Source organism: Erwinia sp. PsM31 (genome assembly GCF_030433775.1).
In the GTDB taxonomy this organism is placed as follows: domain Bacteria; phylum Pseudomonadota; class Gammaproteobacteria; order Enterobacterales; family Enterobacteriaceae; genus Erwinia; species Erwinia aeris.
Genome location: NZ_JARUWZ010000013.1, coordinates 18,485 through 35,815, shown reverse-complemented (window position 1 = coordinate 35,815; position 17,331 = coordinate 18,485). Strand labels below are relative to the sequence as shown.

Here is a 17,331-nt window from a genome sequence, read left to right as displayed (position 1 = left end):
TTAAATAATTACTGGAGAATATCAGTGATCGAAACCGTATGGATTTCATGGGAAGAACAGCAGGGCCTGAAAAGACTGGCTGAAAGTTTTAAAGAGTTTGATGATGAGATGCTTTTTTCCTCGCTCTCAAGTCTGAAAGAACAAGTTAAAAATATCCTTAGCCCGGAGACGTTCGCCGCTCTAATTGGTTTTATGCCTGGTGAAGGAAATATTCTGCGCGTCAACGGTCTGCCTTTTGACTATAACGTTAAAGAGACACCTTATACCGGCTATGTTGATAACGCCGATCTGCCGATAGCCAGCGTCATGCAGTTTGCTGTTTTCGCAGCCTGCGGTATTTTCCCGATATCTTATCTGCGTGAGAACAAAGGGCTCCTGTTCCGTCACGTGGTGCCGACGCGAAAAAGGGCAAAAAGAGTCAGCTCTCACGGCAGCGCATTAACGTTGGATATGCATGTTTCAAATCCGATCCTGCCGATAATCCCGGAGGAAACCAATAATGTATCAGGTTCGCCGGAAATTTTATCTTTCTATGGTATACGCCCGGATCCGGACGTCTTCACAGAAGTCGTGGAGCTGGATGAGGTGTTGCAACAGCTTGAACAACGCGTTATTGACGAGCTATGTGAGAAAAAATACTACTTTCGGATGCCATCGTCATTTAATGGCGATGAGTTGAAAGGGCCGCTAGCTATCCTTGGCATCAAAGACGGGATGTACTACAACAGGACAGATATGGATACGGTTATTCCTGTTGACTATCCTGCGCTGGTCAGCTTAAACATTTTTATGGAAGCCACCAAGAAGGTTAAGCATTATCACCGCCTTCAGCTTCCACCAGGCGATATGTTGCTGTTTAAAAATCAGCGTACCCTGCATTCCCGACAGAAGTTTGTAGCCCGATATAACGGGCTGGATCGCTGGATGGTGCGCCTGTACGGTAGTGCAAACATGGCCCGCCATCACGCGGCAGATGAATCAAAAAGATACCTTGGGTTAACTTATTAATATTATGAAAAATCTTATCATCAGTGATTCAGTCGTCAACCTGAGTAAAATCGATGCGGCGCTGACCGATAACGCTTGCGTAGTGAAAGGTTACTATCCGGAAGAAGCGGATACTTCTCCCTTTGTTGCCATCGGCTCCAGTCTACATGAAGCTGTAGCCGACAGTGAAAATATTGTTATTTCACTCGAGGAAGATAAGTGGGACAACATATTACTGGGATTAGCAGGGATTCTTACCAGAATTTCGGAAGAAACTAAAATTTTCAACTATACCGCCCTCGATCAAGAGAAGTTAAAAATCTATACGCAATTTTTAACCTCAAAAAACCTTGTATTTATAAATAAGGTCTGATTCAGGTAGCCATTTCCCCGGTTTATGTTGCAAAAAAATAGAAGCTAACAAACGCTGCCTGGCTTTGCTGCGGGCGGCTTTTTTACATGGAAAAAAGTAATGATTACCGCGCAATTAGGCTCCTCACATTATTGTAGTTACAGAATTTTAACAGTAAGATAAAACGGCGATTAAAAAAATAATTTTCATTGGGAGTGAGCAATGCTTTCTAAAAAGTCCGCTGGTATCAAATCCTCTGCTGTCAGAGAATTGCTGAAATTCAGCAAAATTCCCGGTGTTATATCGCTTGCAGGAGGAATTCCTGCCACCGATCTTATCGATGTTGAAGGTATCGATACCGTTCTCAAAGATATTTTATCTCGTGAGCACAGAGGTTTATTCCAGTATAGCGTTACCGAAGGCGAGGAACACCTGCGTGAGCAGCTTTCTCGCTGGAACAGCGGGCATAATCTGAATGTGGATGCGGAAAGCATTATTATTACTAACGGGTCGCAACAGGCTATCGATCTTTTAAGTCGCGTTTTCCTTGAAAAGGGTGACAAAGTATTTGTTGAACGGCCAACTTATCTGGCGGCGCTGCAAATTTTTGGCTATACCGACGCCACGGTCGTTGAGCTGGAATATGATTCTGAAGGTATTGAACTGAACCTGCTGGAAAAAGAGATGGCGGCAGGCGGGGTGAAAATGGTTTACCTTACGCCAAACTTCGCCAACCCTACCGGTAATACCATCAGTTATGAACAGCGCGTGAAAATCGCTAAGCTGTCGCAACAATACCAGGTGGTTATTATTGAAGACGATCCTTATGGGCATCTGCGCTTCAGCGGTGACCCCGTTCCCTCAATATTTTCTGTCGCGCAAAGTCTGTTCGGTAAAAATCATAACGTCTGCTATATGTCCAGCTTCTCAAAAATCTTCTCACCAGGATTACGATTGGGCTGGCTGGCCGTGCCCGAACATTTCCACATGGCAACGGTTGTCGCCAAGCAGGCATTAGATTTGCATACTTCTACTTTAAATCAAAGCATAGCCGCACATTATATTGAGTCCGGTAGAATCAATGAAAGAGTGGAGATATTAAAGGCCACCTACAAAGACCGACGCGATTACCTGATTGGATCCTTACATGAATATTCAGGCGGCGATATCACGTGGAATACGCCTGATGGGGGAATGTTCCTGTGGTGTCACCTCGCGGAGGGTATCGACGCCTCGCAGCTTTTGCAGGAATGTATTAAAGAAAATGTCGTGTTCGTACCCGGAGAAGTGTTTTTTGCGCGGGATCCGCAAAAAAATTCACTGCGGCTCTCTTATTCCATGCTTACCGCAGAAACGGCGCGGGAAGCAGTGATACGAATTTCCAGGGCGCTGAAAAAAATAAAATAGTCCAATAAGGATCGTTAGCTTTACGGCTAATGGTTCTCGATCGCAGCGCGGCTTTTGCCGCCCTTAATCGTGCCTGCTGTTAATGAACGGGGCAGGTTACGTATGTAAAAAATGCAGCGGCAGACAGTAAAACATAAGATTATTTAGAGGGAAGTTTATGAATAAGCATGGCGATTATATCCTTCTGGTAGGGGCAGAAGTCCCTTTCCGCGAACGTGCCTTTGCCGGCGCTTTACGCGCTTCTGAAGGAATGGATGTTTTTACCGTCAGTAATACTATTTTTTCTCATACGCTTAAATATTTTGATGGCTATATTTGTGCACCCATCTCGGATCATGAGAAAGTTCTACAGGAAGTTATACGGTACGAGGAATTAACCGGAAGAACGCCGAGGGCGGTTATTCCTACCAATGATTTTACCGTAGTTACTGCTGCCTTCGTTGCTAAACATTACGGATTACCCCACAACGATCTCTCCGTTGTCGAAAGATGCAGAGATAAATTTATCATGCGGGAATGTTTGCAAGATGCGGGCCTGCCGGTGCCAAAATATTATCAGGTTGCCAAACTTGACGAGCTACGTAGCGCCGTTGCGCAGACAGGTTATCCGGCCATTATTAAACCACGCCTGATGGCGGGCAGCCTGGGCGTAATAAAAGTTTCTTCGGAAGAAGAGCTGGTGCGCGCTTTCGAAAAAAGCATTGCCGATGTCAAAAGCATCAATGGCGAAGCCAATGCCGACGAAAGTTTATTTATTGTCGAAGAATTTATCGCATATGAGTTTGAAGTCAGTGTGGAAGTCCTGAATACCCCTGATTTTAGCCGTGTTATTGGCGTGACGGATAAATACCTTGGCGCGCCGCCGCATTTCGTTGAACTGGGGCATGTAGTACCTTCCCGATTTACCTCCCATCGCGATCTTATTGAACTTGCTGAAAGAACCTGTCGTACGTTAGGGATTAAATACGGTATTGCTCATTTCGAAGCCAAAGTCAGCGCTAAGGGCGAGATTAAAATTATTGAAGTAGCCGCCAGGACGGGCGGTGATAGCATCATGAGTCTGGTTGAAAAGGTTTATGGCTATAACCCTTATCAGCTGCATGTCTCATCCTATATTAATCCTGAAATGGTTTTCGCTTCCCGCCTCGACTCCGCCAAAGGCATTGCCGCTATTGCTTTTATGAAAGCGGAAACGGGGAGGCTTACGCAGATAAACGTGCCTGCCTCGTTGCCTGAAGAAATCCTGCATCTCAATGTCATGGCCGTACAGGGCCAACAGATTTTTCCGCTGGACTCGTGGCGTAACCGGGAAGGTATTATCGAATTTTTCTGGCCGGGCGAAACGCAAAGTGAAACGCTGTTTACCCGACATCTTGAAATGGCAAAAACGCTTTCAGCGCAAACTTTTATAACGGAATCTGTGTAACAGAGTAAAGGAGTCGTTTTGGGCGCTTTTAATTTTCATAAATTCATCATTAGCAGAGGACTGGGCGCCCTTTGCGATCAGTTTCTGATGTTCGCCGTTCCTTTGGCTATCCTTAAATCAACCGGTTCGACCAGCCTGTCTGCTTTATCATTTGTTATCGAGTGGATACCCCGAGTGCTGTTTTTTCCGATTGCCGGAAGTTTACTGCAGGGGAAAAACTTCAAAAAAATATTTTTGTCGTTAGATGTCTTCAGATGCGCAGCCCTGGCGGCTGCTTTTTTACTGGTTAACATCACCGGCATATTTGCCACGCTGACCACGCTGATGGCCATCATGTCTCTGTGTTACGTCCTGAATTTTGTCTCGATCGAGTCCATTATACCGGCCAATGTTCCACGTGAAGAGTATGCCAGAGTGCATTCCAGGATACAGACGGTAGAGCAATTTTCACAGATCCTTGGGCCAGCCATCGCCATTGTTATTTATAGCCACGCACACGTAAATGGCATTCTTTTGATCTCGGCCGCGCTGTTTTTGCTGTCGGCCGCGAACCTTTTAACATTATCTATTGCCTCGCCTGAATCCGCAGGAGTGACTAAGGTCAAAGATATCCTGCGCTCTAATCGCGAAGCCTTTGTTTATCTTTTCGAAGACAAGAAAATTATTTATCTGTGCACTATGACATGGATTGTCAATATCATTTATGGCGTGGTTTTAGCTATCTCTCCGGCCGTTATCCTTAAGCATTTTAAGCTGGAGTCGGGAGCGTTAGGCCTGATGCAAAGCGTTGCGGCTTTAGCGTCAGTGCTGCTTTTTTACCTTATTCCTCGGTTGACGCTTCGCTTCAGCGTGACGCTGATTGGGCAACTTTCACTGTTAATCATATTAGCGAGCGGCCTGTTTCTTGGACTGGCAGGTAATTATTATGCTTACGTGGCGCTTTATGCGCTTCTGAGCGCCTTTGACGGAGGCTTCAGCGTTTATATCAGAATTATGCGTAGCACGATTATTCCTGCTGCAATTTTGTCCAGGGTAATCGGCGTGGTCGGCATGTTGAATTTGCTTTCTATTCCAGTAGGCGGCCTCGCCGTAAGCCTGCTCTCTGAAAAGACCACGCTGCAGAACATCATTCTACTGGCCTTTGCGCTCTCGTTTGTACTGACCATAGTCCTGCTTTTTGTTGGTCGACTAAAGTTTGGCTATAAAAAATATTTCCCTCAGGCGCCAAAAGAGGCGAGCTGATATTTTGCCATCGCTGATGCTCGCGTTCTGCAAGGGGGAAGGTTTAGCTCTCTTCGCGACATTCTGGATACTGCTGCATGGCGGATTATGAAAAGACTGGCGCAACTTCTGTTGTAACTTTAAACAGTGACAGTGCTTTTTTACTATCTGTTTCGTCGATTTCTTTTAAAGGCGAAATCGATGATTTTTTGCTGCGGTAAAAAGCGTTAGTTAACTGTCGTTGAGCTGCTTTTCGCTGATTTTAACGCATTATCCTCGTTATATTCCGTGTGCTTCTGGTCGGAACGCTTAGTAAGCGAGCGGAAATTTTAAGCACAAACTGCCTGTGTATTGGGCGGCAAAAAGCTTTGAGACTGGCTACTCTGTGCTGGCGGGGCGTCGCCAGGTTTACGCCGACCCGGCAAAAGCAGTACATTGTATTGAAAGAAAATTAAAAGCCTGACCGCGCTGGGATCCGCCGGTCGGGTTTATCCTGCAACGAGGAGAATAGAATGGCGGTTACACAAACAGCCCAGGCATGCGATCTGGTGATTTTTGGTGCCAAAGGCGACCTTGCACGCCGGAAACTGTTGCCTTCCCTGTACCAGCTGGAAAAAGCCGGACAAATCCATGAAGAGTCACGCATTATTGGCGTGGGCCGCGCGGAATGGGATAAAGCGGCTTATACCAAAGTCGTTCGTGAAGCGCTGGAAACCTTTATGAAGGAAACCATCGACGAGGCGCTTTGGGATAAGCTGAGCAGCCGACTCGACTTCTGTAATCTGGACGTTAATGACGCGGCCCACTTTACCAAACTGGGCAAAATGCTTGACCAGAAAAAGCGCGTCACCATCAACTACTTTGCTATGCCGCCGGGAACGTTCGGCGCTATCTGTAAAGGTCTGGGCACCGCTAAACTGAACGCGCAGCCTGCACGCGTCGTGATGGAGAAGCCGCTGGGCACCTCGCTGGAAACCTCGCGCGAGATCAACGATCAGGTGGGCGAATACTTCGAAGAGAACCAGGTTTTCCGTATCGACCATTATTTGGGAAAAGAGACGGTGCTGAACCTGCTGGCGCTGCGCTTCGCCAACTCGCTGTTTGCCTCTAACTGGGATAACCGCACCATCGATCACGTGCAGATTACCGTGGCGGAAGAGGTGGGTATCGAAGGACGCTGGGGTTACTTCGATAAAGCAGGCCAGATGCGCGATATGATCCAGAACCACCTGTTACAGGTTCTGACCATGATTGCGATGTCGCCGCCGGCCGATCTGACCGCTGACCGTATCCGCGATGAAAAAGTCAAAGTGCTGCGCTCGCTGCGCCGTATCGACCACACTAACGTGCGCGATAAAACCGTGCGCGGACAGTACACCTCCGGCTTTGTGCAGGGCAAAAAAGTCCCTGGCTATCTTGAGGAAGAAGACGCCAACAAATCCAGCAATACCGAAACCTTCGTCTCTATTCGTGTCGATATCGACGACTGGCGCTGGGCTGGCGTGCCGTTCTACCTGCGTACCGGCAAGCGTCTGCCGACCAAGTGTTCGGAAGTCGTGGTTTATTTTAAAAACCCGGCGCTGAATCTGTTTAAAGATTCCTGGCAGGAACTGCCGCAGAACAAGCTGACCATTCGTCTGCAGCCGGATGAAGGGGTGGATATCCAGATCCTGAATAAAGTACCGGGGCTGGATCACAAGCACAATCTGCAAACCACCAAACTGGATCTAAGCTTCTCGGAAACCTTTAACCAGTCGCACCTGGCCGACGCCTACGAGCGTCTGCTGCTGGAGACGATGCGCGGCATCCAGGCGCTGTTTGTACGTCGCGACGAGGTGGAAGAGGCCTGGAAGTGGGTCGATTCCATCATGGAAGCCTGGGCGGCCGATAACGAAGCGCCTAAACCGTATCAGGCCGGGACCTGGGGGCCGGTTGCCTCAGTCGCGATGATTACCCGCGACGGCCGTTCCTGGAACGAGTTCGAATAAAACGCTCGACTAACCCGCTTTGGCGGGTTTTTTTACGCCTGGCGTCGGCCTGTAAAAAATTGAACCGCAGTTTCAAAAATATCTTTGGCGCATGGACGCACCCGCTCATAATCCTGTATGGTAGCAGACGATCACTTTTCGGACGCCGCGCGCGTCGTTTTTGCCCGCCTTATTGAAGCAGGCAGGCCTGACAGGAGAAGCAGGACGATGAGTAACTGGGAAACAAGCGCTGAAAAAATTCTTACCACCGGGCCGGTCGTACCGGTCATCGTAGTCAACAAGCTGGAACATGCGGTGCCGATGGCGAAAGCGCTGGTCGCGGGCGGGGTGAAAGTGCTTGAGGTAACCTTGAGAACGGCCTGCGCAATGGATGCGATAAAAGCGATGATCGCAGAAGTGCCTGAAGCCATCGTCGGCGCGGGCACGGTGCTGAACGTGCAGCAGCTGCGGGAAGTGACCCAGGCGGGCGCGAAATTTGTTATCAGTCCCGGCATCACCGAGCCGCTGCTACAGGCTGCCGTGGAAGGGCCAATCCCGCTAATTCCGGGGATCAGTACCGTATCTGAGCTGATGGCCGGCATGGATCACGGCCTGCGCGAGTTTAAATTTTTCCCGGCGGAAGCCAACGGCGGCGTGAAAGCGCTCCAGGCCATCAGCGGACCTTTCCCACAGGTTCGCTTCTGTCCGACCGGCGGCATCTCTCCGGCCAACTACCGGGACTATCTGGCGCTGAAAAGCGTGCTGTGCATCGGCGGTTCGTGGCTGGTGCCGGCGGATGCGCTGGAAGCAGGGGATTACGATCGCATTACGCAGCTGGCTAAAGAGGCGGTAGCAGGCGCGCGCTAATGCCGTTCAGAGCGTAAAACTAAAAAAGGATGGCTGGCGGCCATCCTTTTTGCTGAGGCGGGTACAGCGCCGGCCGCCAGCTTTACAGAGGCGGGAGCGCATCAGCCGCTGATTTTACGCTAACGATGCAGAAGCGCGCACAGCGTCAACCGCTGACTTTTACGCCAGCAGCGCAGAAGCGGGGCAGCATCAGCCGCAGATTTTACGCTAATTATGCAGTAGCGCGCACGGCGTCAACCGCTGACTTTTACGCCAGCGGCGCAGGCGACAGCACGCTGCACGGCCTCATCAATATCGTCACCGGTTGCCAGCGCAACGCCCATGCGACGTTTGCCCTGAACTTCCGGCTTGCCGAACAGACGAAGCTGCAAGCCCGCGCCAAGTACCGTATCAAGATTGGCGAACTGCACGTTATCGCTGCTCAGTTCCGGCAGGATCACCGCCGAGGCCGCCGGGCCATACTGGCGGATGCCGCCAACGGGCAGGCCAAGAAAAGCGCGGACATGCAGCGCAAATTCCGAAAGATCCTGAGAAATCAGCGTTACCATGCCGGTGTCGTGCGGGCGAGGGGAAACCTCGCTAAACACCACTTCATCACCACAGACGAACAGCTCCACGCCAAACAGCCCGTGCCCGCCCAGCGCGGTAACCACTTTCTCGGCAATCTGCTGCGCGCGCTGTAAAGCCAGCTCGCTCATCTGCTGCGGCTGCCAGGATTCGCGGTAGTCGCCATCTTCCTGGCGGTGGCCAATCGGCGCACAGAAGTGGATCCCGTCGGCAGCGCTGACGGTCAGCAGCGTGATCTCAAAATCGAACTTCACTACGCCTTCCACTATCACCCGGCCTGCACCGGCGCGTCCGCCCTGTTGGGCATATTCCCATGCGGCAGCAAGCCCTGCGGCCTCGCGGATAAAACTTTGCCCCTTGCCGGAAGAGCTCATGACCGGCTTCACGATGCAGGGAAAGCCAATTTCCTGCGCGGCCTGATTAAAGTCCGCCACGTTGTCGGCAAAGCGATAAGAAGAGGTCGGCAGCGCCAGCTCTTCTGCAGCCAGGCGGCGGATACCTTCGCGGTTCATGGTCAGACGAGCGGCGCGAGCCGTCGGCACCACGCGCTGCCCCTGTTTTTCCAGCTCAATCAGCATATCGGTAGCGATGGCTTCGATTTCCGGCACGATATAGTCCGGACGCTCCTGCGCCACCAGCGCTTTCAGCGCCTCGCCATCCAGCATATTGATTACGTGACTGCGATGGGCGACATGCATCGCCGGTGCATCGGCATAGCGATCCACCGCAATGACTTCAACGCCCAGACGCTGACATTCCAGCGCCACTTCTTTACCCAGCTCGCCAGAGCCAAGCAGCATTACACGCGTTGCCGCAGGACGCAGCGCAGTACCAAGAGTTGTCATAAATCTCTACCTGATTAGAGGAAAAAATGCGGGCGCAGTATAAACGAAAACGATTGCGTCTTCATCCGATTTCCGGGCTTGAGAAAAATTCCCGGCCTGATATACTGTATAAAAATACAGTTAAACGAGGTGGGCACTATGGCTGTTGAAATCAAATATGTTGTCGTCAGAAAAGGTGAGGAAAAGATGACTTTCGCCAGTAAGAAAGAAGCCGACGCTTATGACAAAATGCTGGATATGGCCGAAGTGTTCTGCGACTGGCTGAGCGCTGCGCCATTGGATATGGATGAAAATCAGCGCGAGGCGTTGGGGATGTTCCTGTCGGAAAACAAAGATGCCGTGCAGCATATCCTGCGTACCAGCAAAATGCCGGAAGCGGAGTCCTCCCGTCCCGTTGCGTCAGTCGCTGCGTTAACCGCTGAGGATGCCGATGCCGATGCCGATGCCGATGCCGATGCGGAAGAGAAGAAGCCCAAAGCGGGGCGCATTAAAGCAGCCTGAGGCGGTCTCGTCTGTAGTATGTGACGTTGTGGCTTGTTTACCAGCCCTGTCGCTACCAGATGCCCTGATAAGAGGGCGTTATCAGTAGCAGCCTGTCCTCGGACAGGCTTTTTATCTTTCTGTTTAGCGTTTACAGACCACAGCTTTTCAGGTTCAGGCGATTGTCGCCTGCGCACAGCAGCGTTTCAGCGCGTGCATGGCTTCTTTCGCCGCATCGGAAGGCGAGCGCTGTTTAATCTCATCATTAAAGACTTCCAGCCCAACCGGCCCGCTGTAGCCTTCCGCTTCCAGATAGTCCAGCAGCGTATAGAGCGGGAAGTTGCCCTGGCCCGGCAACAGCCGATGGTGCCTTGCCGTTTCCACCAGTTCGCTGCCGGAAGGCAGCGTGGCTAAATCGGAAAGCTGTACCAGGAAAATTTTGTCCATCGGGATGCCGTTTAAGTCGGCCACGGTTCGGTTGCGTACAAAAATATGGAAGGCATCCACGACCAGGCCCAGATTAGGCTCGTTAATACGCTGTACCAGCTGCCAGGCGGCGGCCGTAGTATTGATATGGGTGCTCCATGCCATCGCCTCAAAGGCGACCCGCAGCCCACGCTTTCCCGCTTCCTGCGCCAGCCAGCGAATATCCTCTTCTTCACGCCCGGCGATACACTCTTTTTGCGTAGAGGCTGGCGTCAGCAGGGTGGTGGCGCCCAGCGCCGCCGCTGTCTCCATCATTTTCAGCGCGTCGCGGCGTTTTTCCTCGCGCTGATCGTCCGGTGCGCCGTCAAAATCCAGCAGCACCTGGTAATCCGTCAGGGCAAGCCGCTGTTCCTCAAGCAGGCTGGCTACAGCCTGAGGCGTACCTTCAGCCGGGTCCACATCCTGCCGCCACAATTCCAGCTGGCTGAAGCCAGCCTGAGCGGCGGCGATAATTTTCTCTTCCGTTGTGCCGCTCAGTAAAACCGTATTAATAAAAAGTGGATTATGTTGAAAACGCATCCTGTTCCCCTTAAAGCTCAATAGCAAAAAAATGGACAGAGAGCCGGTAAACGGTCCGACCTTTTGACTCTCGCCTGCTGACAAGTATAGCGACCTGTGCCGATTCGCCAGCCTCATCAGCGCGCTAAAGGTTTTCCAGGCTTTGCCTGACTTGACGCTTCCTGACGTTAGCCGCTCTATGCTGGTTTTTTTACAATAAGGAGAGCATATGACTAACTGGCTGCAACAAATTCAAACCGTGTTAGGGAAAGGCAAGGGCGGCGGCGAGGGCCTGAGTAAAATGCTGGCGCCGGGCGCTTTAGGCGGCCTGGCCGGGCTGCTGATCGCCAATAAATCTTCCCGTAACCTGCTGAGCAAATACGGTAAAAACGCGCTGATTATTGGCGGCAGCGCGGCGGCGGGCGCGCTGCTCTGGAACAAGTACAAGCAGCGCGTCAGCGAAACGCATCGTGAAGAGCCGCAGTTTGGGCAGCAGGCCACCGCAGTGGACAGACGCGCGGAGCGGCTGGTGCAGGCGCTGGTGTTTGCGGCAAAAAGCGACGGGCATATTGACGGCGAAGAACGTAAGGCCATCAATGAGCATATTCATCAGGCGGGGCTGGGCGCGGAAGGCGAGCAGCTGTTGCAGCGCGCTATCGATATGCCGCTGGATCCTAAAATGCTGGCGCAGGATGTGAAAAACGAAGAGGAAGCGCTGGAACTCTACTTCCTCAGTAATCTGGTCATTGATGTCGATCACTTTATGGAGCGCAGCTATCTGCAGGCGCTGGGCGACGAGCTGAAAATTCCGCAGGACGTCCGCGAGAGCATGGCGAAAGATATCCAGCAGGAGAAGCAAAAGCTGGTCGCCTGACTCTTTCCGGGCGCCTTACCCGGCCCGGAAAGCTTTTTTAACGTTGTTTATCAACTCTTGTCAACGCGCTGCGCTTGGCAATCACCGCCGTAGCTGCCACCCTTACTCTGTATAACTGATTCAGGGGGGCAGCAAATGATAAAACCACCAGTCGCTAAAAAAATACCTTACGAGATGAGCGCGCACGGCGAGACGCGCATAGACAATTACTATTGGCTGCGTGACGACAAGCGTGAAGATACGGCCGTGCTGGACTACCTGCATGCGGAAAACGACTACGGGCAGGCCGTAATGCAGACGCAGCAGGCGCTGCAGGAAAAATTACTGAAAGAGATGGTCGATCGCGTGCCGCAGCGCGACAGTTCCGTTCCCTATGTCAAAAACGGCTATCGCTACCAGCGACGCTATGATGAGGGCAACGAATATGCCGTCTACACCCGCCAGCCGGAAGAAACCGCCACGCCGGAAGAGTGGGAGGTGCTCGTTGACGGCAACCAGCGCGCCGCCCACAGCGAATTTTATACGCTGGGCGGCCTCGGCATCAGCCCAAACAATGAAGTGATGGCGCTGGCGGAGGATTTTCTGTCGCGCCGTCAGTACGGCATCCGCTTCCGCAACCTTAAAACCGGCAACTGGTATCCGGAGGTGTTGGATCACGTCTCTTCCAGCTTCGTCTGGGCCAGCGACAGCCGCACTTTTTACTATGTGCTGAAGGATAAACAGACGCTGCTGCCCTGGCAGGTATGGCGTCACCGGCTGGGCACCCCACAGCGGGATGACGAACTGGTCTATGAAGAGCAGGATGAGACTTTTTACGTCAGCCTGCATAAAACGATGTCCGAGCACTTTATTCTGATTGTGCTCAATAGCACCACTACCAGCGAAATCCGGCTGCTGGACGCTGAATTTGCCGATGCACAGCCGCAAATTTTCTGCCCGCGCCGTAAGGATCACGAATACAGCCTGGATCATTACGATCACCATTTTTACGTGCGATCCAACCGCGAAGGCAAAAATTTCGGCCTGTATCTCACCGATCATGTGAAAGAGGAAAAATGGCAAACGCTGATTGCGCCGCGCGATCACGTTATGCTGGAGGATTTTGCGCTGTTTCGCGACTGGCTGGTGGTGGAAGAGCGTCAGCGCGGCCTGACCAGCCTGCGGCAGATTAACTGGCAGAGCGGAGAAGATTACGGTATCGCTTTTGACGATCCGGCCTATGTCACCTGGCTTTCCGTCAATCCCACGGCGAATACCAGCAAGCTGCGCTATGGCTACTCCTCAATGACCACGCCGGATACGCTGTTCGAGCTGGATATGGACAGCGGCGAGCGGAAAATCCTCAAGCAGACGGAAGTTAAGGGTTTTGACGCCAACGACTACCGCAGCGAACATCACTGGATCAAGGCCCGTGACGGCGTGGAAGTGCCCGTTTCGCTGGTCTATCACCGTCAGCACTATCGACCTGGTAAGAGCCCGATGCTGGTTTACGGCTATGGCTCTTACGGCAGCTGTATGGATGCGGACTTCAGCTCCAGCCGCCTGAGCCTGTTGGATCGCGGCTTCGTCTTCGCGCTGGCGCACATTCGCGGCGGCGGCGAGCTGGGCCAGCAGTGGTACGAAGATGGCAAATTGCTGAACAAGCTCAATACCTTCCATGATTTTATCGACGTGACCAATACGCTGGTGGAAAAAGGCTATGGTAACCCGGAAAAGCTCTATGCCATGGGCGGCAGCGCTGGCGGCCTGCTGATGGGCGCAGTTATCAATATGGCGCCGACGCGCTTTCACGGCGTGGTGGCGCAGGTGCCGTTTGTGGATGTGGTCACCACGATGCTGGACGAATCTATCCCGCTGACCACGGGAGAATATGATGAGTGGGGCAATCCGGCGGACGAGCGTTACTATCGCTATATGCGTCAGTACAGCCCTTATGACTGCGTCACCGCGCAGCACTATCCGCATATGTTGGTGACCACCGGACTGCATGATTCCCAGGTTCAGTATTGGGAACCGGCCAAATGGGTTGCGAAGCTGCGCGAGCTTAAAACGGACGATAATCTGCTGCTGCTTTGTACCGATATGGATGCGGGGCACGGCGGTAAATCAGGCCGTTTTAAATCTTATGAGGGCGTGGCGCTGGAATACGCTTTCCTGATTGGCCTGGCGCAGGAGACGCTAAGCGCCGCCAGCGCCCGTTAATCCGCCGACAGAGCCCTTTCCATCGCGCTTTTGAGATCGGGCTTCAGATCCGGGATATTTTTTAGCATCCACTTCAGGTATCCCGGATCGCGCTTCACCACATCATCAATACGGCTACCGCGATATTTGCCGAACGGGAAAGTGGCGCTGGAGCCGCGAACCTGCATCCGGCGCACCATTTCTGGCGCATCCCAGCCGGAAAATTCCATAATACGGATCAGCAAAGCCGCCGTAACGTAGCAGTCGTACAGTGCCCGGTGAGCGTGGAGATCCGCTGGCGGCGTCACGTCCAGCTGTAAAGCTTCACGCAGCGCCTGGTTGCCGTATTTTTTTCCGGGCCACAGGCCTCTCGCCAGCGTCATAGTACAAATCCATTCGCCCGGCATTTCCGGCAGCATCCGACGGTCAAAGCTGGCATTGTGAGCGACGTAGTAAGGGCTGCCGTGATAGCGGCCAATCGCTTCTTCAATGGTGGGCTTGCCCAGCACCATCGTTTCAGTGATGCGGTGGATGGCCATAGCCTGACGGCTGATGGGCCGATCCGGACTGATCAGATCGCTCATAGGGTTCACGATCCTGCCGTCGATAACGTCAACGGAGGCGACTTCCACTACGCCGCCCTGCAAGCCACAGGTTTCGGTATCTATTACGCGTAACATAATTTCTCTCTTTCAGAGGGCGGTAGCCGTGCGTAAATCGTGCACTTCGCCCTGCCATTTGCTGTCCTGACGCCGGGCAATAACCAGCTGCTCGCCGCTACCGCCAGCGATAATCTGACGGCCATTTTCATCCCAGACGGCGCTTTTCCCCGCGCTGTCAAAACCGCCCGTGGGCAGAGCGTGGTTAGCCATCAGCACGGCAATATTGAACTTACGCGACCAGCGCGCCAGGTATTCGCAATCCTTGTGATAACCTTTTTCAGAAAGGAGCACGCTGGTGGCATAAAGATTAGCGCCACGATGCGCGGCATCGCGAGCGTAGTCTTCCACGCTGATATCGGCGCAGACCGCCATCGCCACATGATGATGTTGGTAGCCAAACACGGGAACGCTTTGTCCGGGATGGAAGAAGGGTTTTTCCGCCTCTACCAGATTGCGTTTAAAATAGGCCAGGCGCGTGCCGTCAGGCAAAAAAGCCAGCGCGCAAAGGCGTATTTTATCGCCATCCTGCAAAGGAACGCCGGTAACAATACTCATACGGTATTCTGTCGCCGCTTCGGCAAAAGCGTTAAGGCGCACATCGTCTATCGACATCGCCAGCTGGCTGGCAAGCGCAAGCTCATAGCCGGTGATGGAAAGCTCCGGGAACAGCAGTAAATCAACCTGATGTTCAGCGGCCTGACGAACAAAAGCCAGATGGCGTTCTATATTCCACTCGATTTCTCCGGGACGAGACCCTGATTGCGCGGCGGCGATGCTCCAGACGGACATAAATATACTCGCGATACGGTTTTTGAGACGTTATCTCAACCGAAGCGACCAGGAAACACAAGTTATTCGCGTAACTATTTTTGCTTCGGCTCATACGGCAGGCGGGAAAGGCTGAGCGACGCCTGTCGATAATGCGTCAGCCGCTGACGAAACCAGTCGCGCAGGGCCTCCGGCTGCTCGCGCTCCACCATCTCCGCCACGACCGGCATATTGTAGCGCTCTTTAAACGCCACGCCTGCGGCAGCTATATCAACATTGATTTTGTCTTTTTCTTCCTGCGGCAGCACCGCCAGATTGTAGTTCATGATGGCCTCCATTGACTCGCGGCAAAAATAAAGCAGACGGCCGCGTTTCGCAAGCCTGACGGCGGGGTAAAGCCCTTGAACTACTCGACACTTTATTGGTAGCGGAGTATTCTTTCGGCCTTGTCGCAGCCCCGGGCTGCACCAAACGGGATGGATTCAATGCGTAGGTCAATGATTTTCGCGCTGGCGCTGAGTGCCGCCGCTTTTTCACAGCAGGTTTCTGCTCACGCCCACCTTAAAAGCCAGTACCCGGCAGCGAATGCCAATGTGGAAGCTTCGCCGCAGGCGCTGACGCTGACGTTTTCGGAAGATATCGAACCGGCTTTCAGCGGCGTTGAGGTCACGAACGGTCAGCAGCAGGCCATGCCGCTCTCCGAAGCCGAGCGTGCACCAAAGCAGCATAATCAGCTAATCGTGCCGCTGGCGAAGCCGCTGAGCAGCGGACAGTATCAGGTCAACTGGCATGTGCTGTCGGTTGATGGTCATAAAACTAAAGGAACCTACACCTTTAGCGTGCAGTAATATGTCCCTCAGCCTGTTTTATCTGCTTTCTCGCTGGCTGCATTTTGCCGCGTTGATGACGCTGACGGGCGGCGCAATCTACACCACGCTGTTGGCGCCCGCGCGTTTCCGGCCGCATCTGGCACGGCGTCTTCACCGGCTGCTGGTGGCGGCTTCGCTGCTTGCGCTGGCAACGGCGATAATGCTGCTGGTGGCGCAAACCGGTCTGATGGCCGACGGCTGGCGCGATATTGGCGATAGCGCCATATGGCAGGCGGTGCTGCAAACGCGTTTCGGGCAGGCCTGGCAATGGCAGCTGCTCGCCGCGCTGTTGGGCGTCGTCGCCTTATCAGCCAGGGGACAGCTGCGGCAGTGGCTGTTATTACTGAGTGGGGCGGGGCAGCTGGTTGGGCTGGCCTTTGTGGGCCATGCGACCATGCTGGATGGCGCGGCCGGTTGGCTACAGCGTCTGAATCATAGCGTACATCTGCTGTCGGCTGCCTTCTGGGCGGGCGGCCTGCTCCCGGTAGTGATTTTGATGCGCGATATGGCGCGTTTCCCGGCGGGCTATGACGCTATCCGTACGCTGATGCGCTTTTCCCGTTACGGTCATCTGGCTGTGGCATTGGTTATTATCAGCGGCACGATTGACGCTTTTATCCTGCTGCCTGGCTGGCCGCCGGCATTTGGGCGCTACAGCCAGCTGTTGCTGCTGAAGGCGCTATTGGTAGCGGTGATGTGCGGCGTCGCGCTGTTTAATCGTTACTGGCTGGTGCCGCGCTTTCAGCCCGACGGGGACCGCGCCCGGCACCTTTTTATCCTGACCACGCTGGCCGAGCTGCTGCTTGCCGCGCTGGTAATAGCGCTGGTGAGCGTCTTTGCTACTCTGGAGCCAGCCTGAATTTTTACCGCCTGC

17 protein-coding genes are annotated in these 17,331 nt (G+C 53.1%); 12 read left to right on the top strand and 5 right to left on the bottom strand.

All coding sequences use genetic code 11. From position 1 onward, the window contains the following. The first annotated feature begins 24 nt into the window (after positions 1-24). The 7 genes from QCD69_RS12120 to QCD69_RS12090 all read left to right on the top strand — a co-directional run bounded on the left by QCD69_RS12120 (position 25) and on the right by QCD69_RS12090 (position 8,227). On the top strand, positions 25-1,008 hold the full coding sequence (locus QCD69_RS12120; protein ID WP_253460749.1) for a TauD/TfdA family dioxygenase: 984 nt from the start codon (positions 25-27) through the stop codon (positions 1,006-1,008). 4 nt (positions 1,009-1,012) lie between these two features. Then, on the top strand, positions 1,013-1,360 hold the full coding sequence (locus QCD69_RS12115; protein ID WP_253460752.1) for a hypothetical protein: 348 nt from the start codon (positions 1,013-1,015) through the stop codon (positions 1,358-1,360). Between the two features lie 201 nt (positions 1,361-1,561). Then, a complete protein-coding gene (locus QCD69_RS12110; RefSeq protein WP_253460755.1) occupies positions 1,562-2,746 on the top strand; it encodes an aminotransferase-like domain-containing protein in 1,185 nt (394 codons plus the stop codon). A gap of 157 nt (positions 2,747-2,903) precedes the next feature. Beyond that, complete coding sequence (locus tag QCD69_RS12105) at positions 2,904-4,172, top strand: ATP-grasp domain-containing protein (RefSeq protein ID WP_301252189.1); 1,269 nt, start codon at positions 2,904-2,906, stop codon at positions 4,170-4,172. 18 nt (positions 4,173-4,190) lie between these two features. Continuing rightward, positions 4,191-5,414 (top strand): MFS transporter, encoded by a 1,224-nt coding sequence (locus tag QCD69_RS12100; protein ID WP_301252188.1) that lies wholly within the window; start codon positions 4,191-4,193, stop codon positions 5,412-5,414. 491 nt (positions 5,415-5,905) lie between these two features. After that, positions 5,906-7,381 carry a glucose-6-phosphate dehydrogenase gene (gene zwf / locus QCD69_RS12095; protein WP_301252187.1) on the top strand — a complete coding sequence of 492 codons (1,476 nt, stop codon included), beginning with the start codon at positions 5,906-5,908 and terminating at the stop codon, positions 7,379-7,381. Between the two features lie 207 nt (positions 7,382-7,588). After that, positions 7,589-8,227, top strand: coding sequence for a bifunctional 4-hydroxy-2-oxoglutarate aldolase/2-dehydro-3-deoxy-phosphogluconate aldolase (locus QCD69_RS12090; RefSeq protein WP_253460768.1), 639 nt, complete (start codon positions 7,589-7,591; stop codon positions 8,225-8,227). 233 nt (positions 8,228-8,460) lie between these two features. On the opposite strand, the gene purT is transcribed toward QCD69_RS12090, so the two are convergent. Then, positions 8,461-9,639, bottom strand: a complete 1,179-nt coding sequence (gene purT, locus QCD69_RS12085; protein ID WP_301252186.1) for a formate-dependent phosphoribosylglycinamide formyltransferase — start codon at positions 9,637-9,639, stop codon at positions 8,461-8,463. Between the two features lie 138 nt (positions 9,640-9,777). On the opposite strand from purT, the gene QCD69_RS12080 reads away from it, so the two are divergent. Next, entirely contained in the window at positions 9,778-10,140 is a 363-nt protein-coding gene (locus QCD69_RS12080; RefSeq protein ID WP_301252185.1) for a YebG family protein, read from the top strand. A gap of 153 nt (positions 10,141-10,293) precedes the next feature. Here the strand turns inward: QCD69_RS12080 and QCD69_RS12075 are convergent, their stop codons facing one another. Continuing rightward, complete coding sequence (locus QCD69_RS12075) at positions 10,294-11,124, bottom strand: sugar phosphate isomerase/epimerase family protein (protein WP_253460774.1); 831 nt, start codon at positions 11,122-11,124, stop codon at positions 10,294-10,296. A gap of 208 nt (positions 11,125-11,332) precedes the next feature. On the opposite strand from QCD69_RS12075, the gene QCD69_RS12070 reads away from it, so the two are divergent. Further along, positions 11,333-11,977: a tellurite resistance TerB family protein gene (locus QCD69_RS12070; RefSeq protein ID WP_301252184.1), complete on the top strand. Its 645-nt coding sequence runs from the start codon at positions 11,333-11,335 to the stop codon at positions 11,975-11,977. Between the two features lie 138 nt (positions 11,978-12,115). Continuing rightward, complete coding sequence (locus QCD69_RS12065) at positions 12,116-14,179, top strand: prolyl oligopeptidase family serine peptidase (RefSeq protein ID WP_301252254.1); 2,064 nt, start codon at positions 12,116-12,118, stop codon at positions 14,177-14,179. Here the strand turns inward: QCD69_RS12065 and exoX are convergent. The 3 genes from exoX to QCD69_RS12050 form a co-directional block, all read right to left on the bottom strand. Continuing rightward, positions 14,176-14,838, bottom strand: a complete 663-nt coding sequence (gene exoX / locus QCD69_RS12060; RefSeq protein ID WP_253460780.1) for an exodeoxyribonuclease X — start codon at positions 14,836-14,838, stop codon at positions 14,176-14,178. The two genes, QCD69_RS12065 and exoX, sit on opposite strands and share 4 nt — an antisense overlap. A gap of 12 nt (positions 14,839-14,850) precedes the next feature. Then, positions 14,851-15,609, bottom strand: a complete 759-nt coding sequence (locus QCD69_RS12055; protein WP_301252183.1) for a carbon-nitrogen hydrolase family protein — start codon at positions 15,607-15,609, stop codon at positions 14,851-14,853. Between the two features lie 74 nt (positions 15,610-15,683). Then, a complete protein-coding gene (locus tag QCD69_RS12050) occupies positions 15,684-15,914 on the bottom strand; it encodes a DNA polymerase III subunit theta (RefSeq protein ID WP_125287889.1) in 231 nt (76 codons plus the stop codon). Between the two features lie 150 nt (positions 15,915-16,064). On the opposite strand from QCD69_RS12050, the gene yobA reads away from it, so the two are divergent. Further along, positions 16,065-16,436, top strand: a complete 372-nt coding sequence (yobA, locus tag QCD69_RS12045) for a CopC domain-containing protein YobA (protein WP_370734224.1) — start codon at positions 16,065-16,067, stop codon at positions 16,434-16,436. A 1-nt stretch (position 16,437) separates the two neighbouring features. Next, positions 16,438-17,316, top strand: coding sequence for a copper homeostasis membrane protein CopD (copD, locus tag QCD69_RS12040; RefSeq protein ID WP_301252180.1), 879 nt, complete (start codon positions 16,438-16,440; stop codon positions 17,314-17,316). The last annotated feature ends 15 nt before the right edge of the window (positions 17,317-17,331 follow it).

What these genes read in the sequence shown, in the direction of transcription:
- copD (WP_301252180.1), top strand. Translation starts at nt 16,438, where the DNA reads ATGTCCCTCAGCCTGTTTTATCTGCTTTCTCGCTGGCTGCATTTTGCC.
- QCD69_RS12070 (WP_301252184.1), top strand. Translation starts at nt 11,333, where the DNA reads ATGACTAACTGGCTGCAACAAATTCAAACCGTGTTAGGGAAAGGCAAG.
- QCD69_RS12075 (WP_253460774.1), bottom strand. Translation starts at nt 11,124, where the DNA reads ATGCGTTTTCAACATAATCCACTTTTTATTAATACGGTTTTACTGAGC.
- yobA (WP_370734224.1), top strand. Translation starts at nt 16,065, where the DNA reads ATGGATTCAATGCGTAGGTCAATGATTTTCGCGCTGGCGCTGAGTGCC.
- purT (WP_301252186.1), bottom strand. Translation starts at nt 9,639, where the DNA reads ATGACAACTCTTGGTACTGCGCTGCGTCCTGCGGCAACGCGTGTAATG.
- QCD69_RS12055 (WP_301252183.1), bottom strand. Translation starts at nt 15,609, where the DNA reads ATGTCCGTCTGGAGCATCGCCGCCGCGCAATCAGGGTCTCGTCCCGGA.
- zwf (WP_301252187.1), top strand. Translation starts at nt 5,906, where the DNA reads ATGGCGGTTACACAAACAGCCCAGGCATGCGATCTGGTGATTTTTGGT.
- QCD69_RS12110 (WP_253460755.1), top strand. Translation starts at nt 1,562, where the DNA reads ATGCTTTCTAAAAAGTCCGCTGGTATCAAATCCTCTGCTGTCAGAGAA.
- QCD69_RS12115 (WP_253460752.1), top strand. Translation starts at nt 1,013, where the DNA reads ATGAAAAATCTTATCATCAGTGATTCAGTCGTCAACCTGAGTAAAATC.
- QCD69_RS12105 (WP_301252189.1), top strand. Translation starts at nt 2,904, where the DNA reads ATGAATAAGCATGGCGATTATATCCTTCTGGTAGGGGCAGAAGTCCCT.
- QCD69_RS12050 (WP_125287889.1), bottom strand. Translation starts at nt 15,914, where the DNA reads ATGAACTACAATCTGGCGGTGCTGCCGCAGGAAGAAAAAGACAAAATC.
- exoX (WP_253460780.1), bottom strand. Translation starts at nt 14,838, where the DNA reads ATGTTACGCGTAATAGATACCGAAACCTGTGGCTTGCAGGGCGGCGTA.
- QCD69_RS12080 (WP_301252185.1), top strand. Translation starts at nt 9,778, where the DNA reads ATGGCTGTTGAAATCAAATATGTTGTCGTCAGAAAAGGTGAGGAAAAG.
- QCD69_RS12090 (WP_253460768.1), top strand. Translation starts at nt 7,589, where the DNA reads ATGAGTAACTGGGAAACAAGCGCTGAAAAAATTCTTACCACCGGGCCG.